Source organism: Helicobacter sp. (assembly GCF_014799995.1).
In the GTDB taxonomy this organism is placed as follows: domain Bacteria; phylum Campylobacterota; class Campylobacteria; order Campylobacterales; family Helicobacteraceae; genus Helicobacter_D.
Genome location: NZ_JAAVGY010000006.1, coordinates 63,642 through 75,608, shown reverse-complemented (window position 1 = coordinate 75,608; position 11,967 = coordinate 63,642). Strand labels below are relative to the sequence as shown.

The window sequence follows — 11,967 nt, the reverse complement described above, 5'->3', positions numbered from 1 at the left end:
AGAGTTGGAGATTTTATAATCTCAAAGTTTAATTTCTCAAATTGTTTTGGCATTAAAGGTAAAGGAATCTCAAAGGGACAATTCTCAAAATAAGCAAAACGATTCTTATTTGTATTGCAATACAAATAATCATAGACAAACTCTAGCTTCTCTTGTGCGCTTTGTAAGGATTCTAACTTCAATTCTATGGCTTTAGGGGAGAGGAAAGAATCTTGGTCGTAGGAGAATTTGAAATCATTAGTTTGAACTTTTTCTAATTGTCTGATTTTTTCTTTTGTGGAATCTTTAATTAAACTTCCATTCCAAAAAACTCCTTTTCGTGTTTGCTTTGCAGGGATTCCAACATTCGCGGTATTAGAATAATAGATTTTTGTCGCAACTGCTTTTGCTCCTATAATACTCCCGCTTGCCAAAAAGGTGTTTTTAAGTATCCAAGCCCATTGCCCCACCCACACATGATCCCCTATCAAACAATTCCTATGAGAGACATTAAGGCAAATGTGTGTTTGGCAATCAAAAATTGGGTGATGGTCGCTATTCTCAATGCAAATTCCCCAAGAAAATAAGCAATCATTACCAATAATGCAATAACTCTCACTTGTGATATTCAAAGACATATTAGTAGCACTTTGCCCAAGAGCATTCCCTATGTAACACAAGCAATTTGTAAAAATCAAAATTCTTCCTTTAAAGCAACTATCTCCAATGAAAATTAACGCATTATCACCCATAAAGTTAATGTCAGCACTGCTTAAAGTTGCTTGCTTGCTCAAAAACAAAATATTATTTTTGCCCCTAAAGTTGATTTTAGAATTTGTTTGGCGATTCCAATCACCATAAATCACATTACCATTCTCTCGCAGGTGCTTTTGTATGTTCATTTTTGCTCTTCTCGCATAGATTTCACAATATCCACTTCCCAAAAAAACTCCACCCAATCATTTGCCTCACGCAAAATAAAATCTGGAGTAAAGCAAGCGGTTGGTTTGTGAAAAATACACGCGGTTTTGAAATCAATGCTAGAATTGATTCCGGTTAAGATATTATATACTTTTTCCATACTCGTGCCGCTATCTACAATCTCATCTACAATCAAAATGCGTTGATTTCCGCCAAGCTCTGGAATGTTAGAAATCTGTATTTCGTGTTGGACTTTATTGAAAAACGAAGAAGTGTTAATCGTATAAACGCGCCTCAAATCTAATGCGATTCCTAAAAAATGTGCCATTGTTAGCCCGCCACGAGAAATTGCGACAATGCCATCAGGATTGAAATCAATCCTATCTACCAATTTTTTCATATCTTCCCTAAACATTTCATAACTATAATATTGCATTATGCCTCCTAAATCTTGAAATCAATATTGACTAATCTCATTGTATAAACTATCTCTCTCAACAGGCAAAAATCCTGCATCTTTAATCTGTGCAATCAATTCATCTTTTGTGATTCCATTTGCGCTCTTGCTTCCACTTGCGCTTTGGATTGCTTCTTTTTGAATCGTTCCATCAATATCGTCTGCGCCAAACTCTTGTGCAAGTAGAGCCAAATTCAAGCCCAAAGTCGCCCAATACGCCTTAATATGCGGAATATTTGTCAATAAAATTCTCGCAATTGCGATTGTTTTTAGAATCTCTTGCCCACTTGGAAAGTTCTTAACATTCAAAAAGTTATTTTCTTTTTGATACACGAGAGGAATAAAGGCATTGAATCCCCCGCTTTTTTCTTGGGCATCATAGAGCCGCAACAGATGATTAATGCGATGTTCGCGCGATTCTATATGACCAAAAAGCATTGTGGCATTAGACTTTTTACCTAAACTATGCCAAATCGTATGAATCTTTAGCCAATTTTCAGAATCTACTTTGCCCTTACAAATAAATGCGCGAATTTTTTCATCAAAAATCTCTGCACCGCCGCCGGGCATAGAATCTACACCATTTTCTGCCATTAGAGTCAAAACTTCCTGATATGACTTGCCGCTTAAATGGCTCAAAAAATTCACTTCCGCCGCTGTAAGTGCCTTGATATGAATCTGTGGAAAAGTTTTTTTCAGTGTCGCAAAAAGGTCTAAATACCATTCTAAATTTAACTTCGGATTATGTGCGCCTACAATATGAAATTCTAATGCGCCTGCCTCTACGGAATCTTGAGCGATTCTTAAAACCTGCTCTTTATCCATTGTATAGGCATTTGGGTTTTTGCGATGAGAAGAAAAACCACAAAATTTACATATATCTGCACAATCATTTGTAGGATTAATATGTCGGTTGGAATTGAAAAATACCTTTTTGCCAAAATAATCCTTTCGGATAGAATCTGCCATTTTACCAAGTGTAAAAATATCTAAATCATACAGCTTCAAAGCTTCTTTGGGGTCTAAAAATTTCTTAAAATTCTCTTGCTGATTTATCACTTCCTAACTTCCTATCACTTTTAATTCATAAAATTATACAAAAATTGCTTGAAATTTGGCATATTTATAGAGATTCTCTTTAAAAAACATAAAATAAAATTTAATTTAACTTTTATTATTGAAACCTTATAATTATAGCAATTCTTATAATTAGAAAGGCAAAGGAATGAAAACTCGCCCTTTTGATTTGAAAAATGAAATATTCCTCAAAGATGACACTCTCATTACTTCCAAAACTGATTTGCAAGGCAGAATCACTTATGGCAATCAAGACTTCGTAGCCTTTAGCGGCTTTAGTGAAAAAGAATTTTTACACAAGCCACACAATCTTATTCGCCACCCTTTAATGCCTCGTTGCGCCTTTAAACTATTGTGGGATTTTTTGGCACAAAAACACGAATTTTTTGCCTTTGTTATGAATCTGAACAAAACCAATCAAACCTATTGGGTTTTTGCCAATATTACCCCTTCTTATGATGAAAATGGCAAAGTGATTAGCTACTACTCCGTGCGCAGACGCCCTAGTAAAAAGGGAGTAGAAACGCTAACAGGCATTTACCAAACACTCCTAGAAATTGAAAAAGGCAAAGGAGATAGAGGAATGGAGGAAGGAGTGCAATTTGTTCTCAACTTCCTAGAGCAAAACAAAATTTCTTGGGACGAATTAATGATTAACCTACAAAACGAAGGAAAAGTTGGGGGCTACCGATGAAAATCTTTTTGCTTAGTGGAATCGGGCTTGGTTTGCTTGGGTTTATTGTAGAAATTATTTTGAAAGGCTTAAGCATTAATCTTGCTTTTTTCGCATTACTTTGTGTGATTTTTCTTTTGGCTTTTATCAAATTTAGAAAACGTGAAGAGTTGATTCAAAAAATTTTAAAAGTCTCACGACTTTATCAACAGGGACAATTTGAAGCGCGTGTTTTAAGGGTTGAGGGAGATTTAGACCTTTGCACCATTGCCATTACCCTAAACAATGTCGCGGATAACTTAGAAGCCTTTATGCGTGAGATTTCCACAGCGATTAAATGCTCGCAGGAGGGTAATTATTTCCGCTTGGCATTCCCACAAGGGCTCAAAGGAGCGTTTATCCAAAATATCAATGGGATTAACCACGCACTTTTACTAATTAAAGAAAACGCAAAAGACAACATTTCCAACGCACTTGCCAAATCCTTAATGGATATGAGCTTGGGTAGTCAAAATGAAAATCTCACCAAGATTTCCTCTGATTTGGACGGCGATATGCGCCATATGGGAATCGTGAATGAAAATGTTACCAATATCACAACTTCGGCTAAAAACTCTCAACAAGATGTGATGTCTATCACGGAATCCATTGATAGGCTAATGGACATTATTAATGATAACCTCGCCACAATAGAAAGCTTCACACAAAAGTCTAAAGATATTAATTCTGTGGTAGAAATCATTGCGGATATTGCTAATCAAACAAACTTGCTTGCACTCAATGCAAGCATTGAAGCCGCAAGAGCTGGAGAACACGGGAGAGGATTCGCAGTCGTTGCCGATGAAGTGCGCAAACTAGCCGAAAAAACACAGAAAGCAACCAATGACATTTCTATTGTCGTGCAAACAATGCAGCAAGAAATTGCAGGGATTCAAGATAATTTTAGCAAAATCTCTGAATTTGCTAGCTCTACACACAAATCTATCAATGACTTTAATGACATTTTTAGCAATATGGAGCACACCACAGCCACGCTTCAAGAAGTATTCAATAAACTCTCTAGCAAATTGCTCCTAAGTGTTTCCAAACTAGAACACATTGTGTATAAATCTAATCTTTATTTGAGTTTCAATCTCAAGAAAGAAACTTGTAATTTCAACGAAATCAATCCAATCTCCAAGTATTTAGACGATGAAAAATCCATTCATCAAATCGGAAATTTAGATATTGCAAGCCTCAATCGCACCAAAATGGCTTTGTTGGCAAACACCAATCAAGCATTAGAGAAACTCAAAGAACCACTGACAAAAGAAAACGCCGAAGCAATTGTAAAAACATTTGAAGAGATTGAAGAATCTTCCAAACAAACCATTGTGCTTTTAGAGGAGCATTAGCCCATAAAATAATCTTGCAAATCTTTGCAAGATAACATTTGCGCATTATTGTAAGAAGCGCAAGTATGCTAGATTACGGATTGCCCTACTGCGTTCAACAATGCAAGGAGTAGCCTCTCCTCTTACGAGATTCTACAAATGGAATCGTGGCGATCTATTTTGCATATTTGTTATTTTGCTACATATCTAAAGTTTCGCCTTTGAATTTTAAAATCCCATTATTTGATTCCTTATAAAGTGCATTATTATGGATTGCCACAGCCTCTAACGAGGCTTCGCAATAACAAAGTAACAGACACATTGATTCCTCGTCATTGCGAGCAAAGCGAAGCAATCTATAATCTTACATATATTGCGCATTACTATACTCGTCATTGCGAGAGGTGTTAGCCTCGTGGCAATCTATAATCCAAAATCTCGCTTTTAACTTTGGGGATTCTATTGTAAAAGTTTTTGCATTTCTAAATTATGGATTGCCACGACTTCGGACAAAGCTTTGCAATGATGATCTAGTGACAAACTAAAACGCTTGCAGACGCAGGATAATCTTTATCCAAGCATTGCGTTAAGCTCTTCCTCGCTTAAAACCTTGACACCCAATTCTTGCGCCTTTATGAGTTTAGAGCCTGCGTTTTCACCGCAGAGTAAAAAATCTGTTTTTTTAGAGACGCTCCCACTAACTTTTGCACCTAGGGATTCTAAAAGTTCTTGGTATTCCTCACGCGCTTTAGAGAGTGTGCCCGTGATGACAAAGGTTTTGCCCTTGATTTGAGAATTTTGTGCCAATCCTTGCGTTGTGCAGACAGGAGCAATCAATTCTAAAAGTCGCAAGAGACGTTGGAGATTGACTTTGTAAAATTCGCTTAAGGAAGCCGCCATTTCCGCTCCAAATCCATCAAGTGTGATAAAATCCTGATAGGATTTTTGGTAAAACTCCAATCCAAAGGCATTAGCGAGCTTTTTGCTTGCTCCCTCGCCGATATGTTCAATCCCGAGTGCGTTAATGAATCTCCATAGTTCCACCCCACGTGTCGCATTGATTGCTTGAAGTAGATTGCTGATTTTTTTGTCTTTAAAGCCCTCCAAATCCGCTAAATCCTCTGCGCGCAAATAGAATAAGTCTTCTATGGAGCGAATCTTACCTGTGTCAAAGAGTGTTTCTACAATCTTTTCTCCCAAGCCGTCAATATTGAGTGCCTTTTTGCTTGCAAAATGGATAATAGAGTTTTTTACGCGGGCTTCACAATTGAGATTCTGGCATTTGATGAGTTTTTCTTCAATTAGTAATTCACTTTTGCAGATTGGGCATTGCGTTGGGATTTGATAAAGGAATTGCGTGCCATTGCGCAAAGTGGGTAGAGATTTGATGATTTTTGGAATCACATCACCGCTCCGAATGAGAATCACAAAGTCATTGATTTGAATGTCTTTTCTAGCGATTTCATCAAAGTTATGCAAGGTTGCCCGACTGACTTTTGCCCCCTCAATGAAAATTGGCTCAAGCTCTGCAACAGGGGTAATGACGCCGGTTCTCCCCACTTGCAGAGTGATTCCAAGCAGTTTGGCTTTTTTTTCAATTGCAGGAAATTTATATGCGCAGGCGAAACGAGGGGCTTTAATCGTGAATCCAAGCTTATCTTGCAGCGCGATAGAATCCACGCGAATAACCATTCCATCAAGCATAATAGGATAAGAATCACGCACAGAAATCAAGTGTGTATAGGCGTTTTGAATGCTCTTTAAATCGTTGCAATACTCTATGAATGGGGACTTTTGGAATCCTAAAGCATAGATTTGCTCCATTAGCGCAAAAAAGCTGTCTTTAGATTGGCTAGATTCGTTTGCGAGGGCAAATTTCATAAAGTCTGCCAAATCACAAGCACCCACTCCCCAAGCGATGAATTGTAACTTGCGTTTTGCGGTGATTTTAGAATCTAGTTGGCGCAAGCTTCCAGCGGCTGCATTGCGTGGATTGGCGAAGAGATTTTCTCCCTTTTGCAAACGTTCTTGGTTTAACTTTTCAAAGTCTCCTTTGGAAATGACGCATTCCCCGCGAATCTCAATGCGTCCTTTGTAGGCGATTTTAAGAGGAATGCTTGGAATCGTGCGTGCATTTTGTGTTACATTTTCACCCACAAAAGCATCGCCTCTTGTCGCCGCACTGATAAGGATTCCGTTTTCATAGAGGAGATTTAAGCTTGCGCCATCAAATTTAGGGCTAATAAAAAATGGCAAAGAATCCTGATTGACTGCGCGCAAGACGCGTTCTATCCACTCTTGCAATTCTTGTGGATTGAAAACATCTTCTAAGCTCCACATTCTTTGGATATGGGTAGATTTGCTAAAGGACTCTAGCACCTTGTCCCCTACGCGTTGCGTTGGAGAATCGGGCGCAATGTTTTGAGGGTTTTGCAGCTCGTAAGCTTGGATTTGGCGGTAGAGCGTGTCGTATTCTTCATCGCTCGCAATAGGGTCGTCTAAGACATAATAATGTTTTGCCCATAAATTAAGGCATTCTACCGCTTGTAAATAATTTTCTAAAGTCATTGGAGATTGAGTTTGAGTGCTTCATTATCCATAATGCCAATTCCTTTGGCTAATGTGTTTTTAGCGATTTCTTTAGCTTCTTCAAGGGAGTGCATTTTGTAAGTACCACACTGCAATGAGTTGGCTTCGGGGATTTCGCTTACTTTAAGAATGTCTTGCATACTCTTCTCCCACGCCTCACGCACGGCTTGCGGAGTAGGTTTGCCAATCAAACTCATATAGAATCCCGTGCGACAGCCCATAGGGGAAATGTCAATGATTTCTACCGTATCACTATTTAAATGCTCACGCATAAAGCCTGCGAAGAGGTGCTCTAGCGTGTGGATTCCTTTTTCGCTTAAGATTTCAACATTGGGCTTACAAAAGCGCAAATCAAAAACGCAGATTGCATCGCCTTTGGGCGTGTGCATTACTTTTCCAAGACGCACTGCAGGGGCTGGCATAATTTCGTGATTGACTTTAAAACTATCTAAAAGTGGCATAGGGATTCCTTATCTTAAATTTATAAAATGTTAGCAAATTTCTATTAAAACAAGCCTTTTGTGTGCAAAAATTTTAGGATTTTCAAACTCAAAGAGGATAAGGGTAGAGATTCTAAAGAATCGCGCGTAAAAAACTCTAGTGAGCCTCTAAAAGCAGTAGAAAAATTACTTTTTAAAAGCTTTTCTAAATTTTCTAAAGGGCAAAGAAAAAGAGAAATATCTAGCCGATATTTCGTGTAAGAATGTTTTAAGTTTCCAAGTTTTTGGCTTGCGTTAATCATCTGTGGCGGAATCTGTGGAAAATTATAAAGTCCAAAATATAATTTGTCTTTGCTTTGGAAAAGTGCGACTTTGGAATCTTGAATAAAGATTCCAAAATACAAGGGTTTTTTAATAATGCGTGTGGATTTGCTTTGTGTGAAGTTTTGCCAATTTTGCTTGCCTAGACAAAAGGGATTAAGGGGACAGACTTCACATTTGGGAGATTTTGGCAGACAGATTAGCGCGCCTAAATCTAGTAATGCCTGATTATGATTGAAAGGGTCTTTAGAGTTTAAAATCAGCTTGGCTTTGGATTCCAAAAGGGAGGGAGTAGCAGAGCGCAAGGCAAAGAGCCGCAAAAGAATGCGTTTGATATTGGAATCCACAAAGCTAACAGGCAAATCATAGCCAAAGCAAGCAATCGCCCCTGCGGTGTAAGCTCCGATTCCGGGAAGCTTACGCAGAAGTTTGATGTCTTGGGGTAGGGCATCGCTTGTTTCTTTTGAATAGTGTTTGGAATCTTGTTTCGTTTGGGATTCTGTGCAGATTTGTGCGAGCTTGTGGAGATTCCTTGCGCGCGAGTAATATCCAAGCCCTTGCCAAAGGTGTAGCACTTCGGAGATTTTCGCTTGGCTTAGGGCTTGGAGATTTGGGAAATGTTCTAAAAAAGGGAAATAAAAACGTTCCAATACCGCTTTAACTTGCGTCTGCTGGAGCATTATTTCACTAACTAATACACGATAGGCGCGGTGCGGAACGTGTTTATCACGCCAAGGCAAATGATGACGTCCATAATGAGCATACCAACTCAAAAGTGCTTCTTGGGCGTTTTTGAGCTCGGTTAGATTGGAATCCATTATAGATGAGGGGCAACACGTTCTTTGTAGAGTTTAAGGATATTTTTAGAATCTTGGAGCTTGGAGGAAAGAAGCTTCAAGGAAAGTGTGTTGAATTGGATTTGCTCGCGCAATTCTAAAATTTGCTCTACGCAGTCTTCAGGAGTGCCGACAATCATACAATCTATGATTTTGTCTTTGTTAAAAAACTCCGCTCTAAATTCTTCATAATCACTTGCTTTGATGATTGCTTCAAAGGTTGGATTGGATTCACTAGCGCGTAACATACATTGGGTAAAAATATCCACTCCTATGTGCGCCTTTTCTTGTGCGACACTGCGGTCTTCATCAATATAAATTGCGCGCGTTAGCACAAACTCTAGGTCTTTTGCGCCATTTTGTTCAAAAATGTCATAGATTTCTTTCGCTCGTTTTGCATCAAGAGTGAGCGAACCTAAGAAGTGATAGCCACTTTGAGCCGAAATCTTGAGCGTTTCATCGTGATTACTTGCGACATAGAAAGGAATCAAGCCTTTGGGGTGGGGGCGAATGCTGACATTATTGACATCAAAAAATTCTCCCTCGTGGGAGACTTGCTCTTTGAAGAGTAGATTATGCACGATTCTTGCATTTTCTAACATAATTTTGCGATTGTTTTGAGGATTATTTCCCATTGTAATGTCAAAGATTGGAAATGCCCCGCGCGCAAAGCCAAAGAGGAATCGCCCACTGCTTAATAAATCTAATGTCGCAATTTCTTCTGATAATTGAATGGGGTGGTAATGTGGGAGCAAAATAGCCGCACTGCCTACTTTAATATTCTGCGTGCGTGCAAGTGCGTAGCTGATGAGTGTGAGAGTAGCGGGACAGAGGGTAAAACTATTGAAATGGTGTTCCCCAATCCACGCTTCATCAAAGCCTAGTTTGTCTGCATATTCTATCAATTCAATAGCATCTGAAATCGCCGCTACTTCGTTGTTTGTCCAATTTTCCACTAATTCAAAAATACTACTTTTCACTTCTGCGCCTTTGTCTTATTGTCAAGCAAAAATTCTTGATTAATCTTAGCATAAAATTCTAAAATTTTTATAAATTTCTTTTTTGGAGATTTGGGATTGTTTGGTAGTATAGAATCCCAGAGGGATTCTTTCTGTCATTTTAATATTTTTTATTCTTAATATCTTCAACAATCGCACTAGAAAGGGAGCTTAGTGTTTGGCTGATTTCTTGCGAATGGTTTGCGATATGGACATTGGATTTCGTTACGTGTTCTAATTCGCTAATTGCCTCATTAATATGCAAAATATCTGCGGCTTGTTCTTTAATGGAGCTAGAAACATCGCTGATAGATTGCGCAAGAATGTTGGTATTTGCGTCAATCTCACTCAAAGATTTAGTGGTTCTCTCCGCAAGCTTGCGCACTTCATCAGCGACGACTGCGAATCCTCTTCCGTGTTCTCCTGCTCTTGCAGCTTCAATGGCAGCATTTAAAGCAAGGAGGTTGGTTTGGTCTGCAATGTCTTTAATCACACCTACAATGTTTTTAATATCTTCTGCTTGTCTTGTAACCTCTGCGGTCTTATCGCTGACATTTTGAATCGTTGCATTAATCTGCTCAATAGAGCTTGCTGTTTGATTGATACTCGTTGCTTGTCCTGTTGCGCCTTGTTGGAGTTCATCTACGGATTGTGTAATGTCGTTTGAGATTCCCACTAGACTTTGTGCTGTTTTGATACGTTTTTGTATCGTAGAAACAGAGTTTTTTCTCAAAAGATTAATGGATTCATAAAGGCTTAAAATATCTCCCTCAATATTGGCAATTTCACATTTTTCTCTAAAATCCTCTTGCGCATAGGTTTTGAGCAATTCAATACCGCTTCCTACCATTGCCGCAATTTGAGTAAGGGCGTCATTGATGACATTTTTTAGCACTACAAGGCTCGGGTCATAGGGTTCTTTGGTGATTTTGTGATTCAAATAGCCTCGCTTAATGCTTTCTGCTACTAAAATAGAATCTTCAATTGCTTCATTGTCTTGTTTGATACCTGTTTCAATACGCTGCATAGATTTGTCTAGCTTATTGGCGATTTGCCCTATCTCATCACGATTTTTACTATTGCAAAGCGGAGGCATTTGGTCGTTTTCGTGGTTAATATAATCTAAGAAATTGAGAATTGTTTGAGTGAGCATTTGCAGTCTATTAAGGATTCCATATCTAATTGCAATAAGAGAAATGACTAAAATAATCACAAGCATTGAAAGGACACCGATAAGAATAATGCGCTCTATGAAGTGATTGGCTTGTTTGAAATCCTTGAGTAAAGTTTCTGTAAGGATATAGATTTCAAAGTTGGGATTATATCCGCTATAAGTTCGCCACTCTTCGTTGTTGTGAGTATAATCTATGAATCCTCCTTTAGGCAAATCCTTGAATCTCTCTAATGTGCTTGGTTTAACTTGGCTTGGTGCGCCTAAAATAAATTCATCGTATTTGGGGTCAATCATAATGATTTTTCCGTGTTCGCCTATGACGATTTTGCTCAAAGTCTCTTGGATTCCTTTATAAACATCAGTTAAATCGTGAGCGACAAAAAGTGCGCCAATCACAGAATCTTTCTCATCTACAATAGGCGCATAAATACTCATATAATTTTTACCAAAAAGTTTAATTCTACCTACAAAAGTTTGCTTTTGGTTAAGTTTTTCAAACGCAGGGTGAGATTTGCCAAGTTGTGTGCCTAGCACGCGATTCCCTTCAAGGTCTCTAAGGGAAGTTGCAAGTCGTGTGAAATCTCCCTCATTGTCTTTGACAAAAATGGTCGCAACATTGGAAGTGAGATTCGTAAAATAATCTGTTATATCGGTCGCTTGCGATAAGTCATTTCCGTTGTAGTAGAGATTGGGGACAGATTTGCCCGCTATAACAACAGAATCTTGACGCACATAGGAGTTGGCGATTCTTTCTCCTTTATACCGTCGCAAGATTGTTTCAAGGAGATTGAAAGACTTGTTTGCCTCTTCTAGCATTTGATTCGTAAAGAATTGGAAATTTTCATTTACAATGTGTTCAATCTGGCTTAGCCTTAGTTCAAGTTGCTTGTTTGTGTGAGAAGTCATTATGGAATCAATAAACACCATAAAAGGAATCAGAATCGTGATAAACACTGCGATTTGCTGCAACAAAAACTTTTTGCCAAGTGATAGATTTTTCCAAGACATAAAAACTTAACCTCCATTCATTATTTGTTATGTTGTTTGTCATAACATAAAATTTGAGAATTATATCAAAAACGTGATTTATATTTTTTAACAAAAGTTAAATAATTTTTATCTTAATTAA

10 protein-coding genes and 1 pseudogene are annotated in these 11,967 nt (G+C 38.3%); 2 read left to right on the top strand and 9 right to left on the bottom strand.

Annotated elements, in window-relative coordinates:
- From HDT10_RS01620 to mqnE, 3 genes and pseudogenes are all read right to left on the bottom strand, one after another.
- A pseudogene (locus tag HDT10_RS01620) lies at window positions 1-881 on the bottom strand (hypothetical protein); the annotation flags it as partial.
- Window positions 878-1,336: a phosphoribosyltransferase gene (locus HDT10_RS01615; RefSeq protein ID WP_290879278.1), complete on the bottom strand. Its 459-nt coding sequence runs from the start codon at window positions 1,334-1,336 to the stop codon at window positions 878-880. The gene HDT10_RS01615 and the pseudogene HDT10_RS01620, both read right to left, overlap by 4 nt.
- 21 nt (window positions 1,337-1,357) lie before the next feature.
- On the bottom strand, window positions 1,358-2,413 hold the full coding sequence (gene mqnE, locus HDT10_RS01610; RefSeq protein WP_290879286.1) for an aminofutalosine synthase MqnE: 1,056 nt from the start codon (window positions 2,411-2,413) through the stop codon (window positions 1,358-1,360).
- A 169-nt stretch (window positions 2,414-2,582) separates the two neighbouring features.
- Between mqnE and HDT10_RS01605 the strand changes: the two genes are divergently transcribed.
- Both HDT10_RS01605 and HDT10_RS01600 read left to right on the top strand, forming a co-directional pair.
- A complete protein-coding gene (locus tag HDT10_RS01605; RefSeq protein ID WP_290879275.1) occupies window positions 2,583-3,128 on the top strand; it encodes a PAS domain-containing protein in 546 nt (181 codons plus the stop codon).
- Window positions 3,125-4,501 carry a methyl-accepting chemotaxis protein gene (locus HDT10_RS01600; protein WP_290879273.1) on the top strand — a complete coding sequence of 459 codons (1,377 nt, stop codon included), beginning with the start codon at window positions 3,125-3,127 and terminating at the stop codon, window positions 4,499-4,501. Before HDT10_RS01605 ends, HDT10_RS01600 begins: the two co-directional genes overlap by 4 nt.
- 178 nt (window positions 4,502-4,679) lie before the next feature.
- Here the strand turns inward: HDT10_RS01600 and HDT10_RS01595 are convergent, their stop codons facing one another.
- The 6 genes from HDT10_RS01595 to HDT10_RS01570 all read right to left on the bottom strand — a co-directional run bounded on the left by HDT10_RS01595 (window position 4,680) and on the right by HDT10_RS01570 (window position 11,846).
- Window positions 4,680-4,802 carry a hypothetical protein gene (locus tag HDT10_RS01595; protein WP_290879271.1) on the bottom strand — a complete coding sequence of 41 codons (123 nt, stop codon included), beginning with the start codon at window positions 4,800-4,802 and terminating at the stop codon, window positions 4,680-4,682.
- Window positions 4,803-5,050: 248 nt separating this feature from the next.
- A complete protein-coding gene (ligA, locus tag HDT10_RS01590; protein ID WP_290879269.1) occupies window positions 5,051-7,048 on the bottom strand; it encodes an NAD-dependent DNA ligase LigA in 1,998 nt (665 codons plus the stop codon).
- Window positions 7,045-7,530, bottom strand: a complete 486-nt coding sequence (gene luxS, locus HDT10_RS01585) for an S-ribosylhomocysteine lyase (protein WP_290879268.1) — start codon at window positions 7,528-7,530, stop codon at window positions 7,045-7,047. The genes ligA and luxS overlap by 4 nt, the downstream gene beginning before the upstream one ends.
- Window positions 7,531-7,574: 44 nt before the next feature.
- Window positions 7,575-8,648: an A/G-specific adenine glycosylase gene (locus HDT10_RS01580; protein WP_290879266.1), complete on the bottom strand. Its 1,074-nt coding sequence runs from the start codon at window positions 8,646-8,648 to the stop codon at window positions 7,575-7,577.
- Complete coding sequence (locus HDT10_RS01575; protein WP_290879264.1) at window positions 8,648-9,646, bottom strand: LLM class flavin-dependent oxidoreductase; 999 nt, start codon at window positions 9,644-9,646, stop codon at window positions 8,648-8,650. Before HDT10_RS01575 ends, HDT10_RS01580 begins: the two co-directional genes overlap by 1 nt.
- Window positions 9,647-9,785: 139 nt before the next feature.
- Window positions 9,786-11,846: a Cache 3/Cache 2 fusion domain-containing protein gene (locus HDT10_RS01570; protein ID WP_290879262.1), complete on the bottom strand. Its 2,061-nt coding sequence runs from the start codon at window positions 11,844-11,846 to the stop codon at window positions 9,786-9,788.
- Between the last annotated feature and the right edge of the window lie 121 nt (window positions 11,847-11,967).

Excerpts from the sequence above, each read along its gene's own strand:
- HDT10_RS01570 (WP_290879262.1), bottom strand. The coding sequence starts at position 11,846 with ATGTCTTGGAAAAATCTATCACTTGGCAAAAAGTTTTTGTTGCAGCAA.
- ligA (WP_290879269.1), bottom strand. The coding sequence starts at position 7,048 with ATGACTTTAGAAAATTATTTACAAGCGGTAGAATGCCTTAATTTATGG.
- HDT10_RS01605 (WP_290879275.1), top strand. The coding sequence starts at position 2,583 with ATGAAAACTCGCCCTTTTGATTTGAAAAATGAAATATTCCTCAAAGAT.
- HDT10_RS01580 (WP_290879266.1), bottom strand. The coding sequence starts at position 8,648 with ATGGATTCCAATCTAACCGAGCTCAAAAACGCCCAAGAAGCACTTTTG.
- luxS (WP_290879268.1), bottom strand. The coding sequence starts at position 7,530 with ATGCCACTTTTAGATAGTTTTAAAGTCAATCACGAAATTATGCCAGCC.
- HDT10_RS01615 (WP_290879278.1), bottom strand. The coding sequence starts at position 1,336 with ATGCAATATTATAGTTATGAAATGTTTAGGGAAGATATGAAAAAATTG.
- HDT10_RS01600 (WP_290879273.1), top strand. The coding sequence starts at position 3,125 with ATGAAAATCTTTTTGCTTAGTGGAATCGGGCTTGGTTTGCTTGGGTTT.
- HDT10_RS01595 (WP_290879271.1), bottom strand. The coding sequence starts at position 4,802 with ATGTGTCTGTTACTTTGTTATTGCGAAGCCTCGTTAGAGGCTGTGGCA.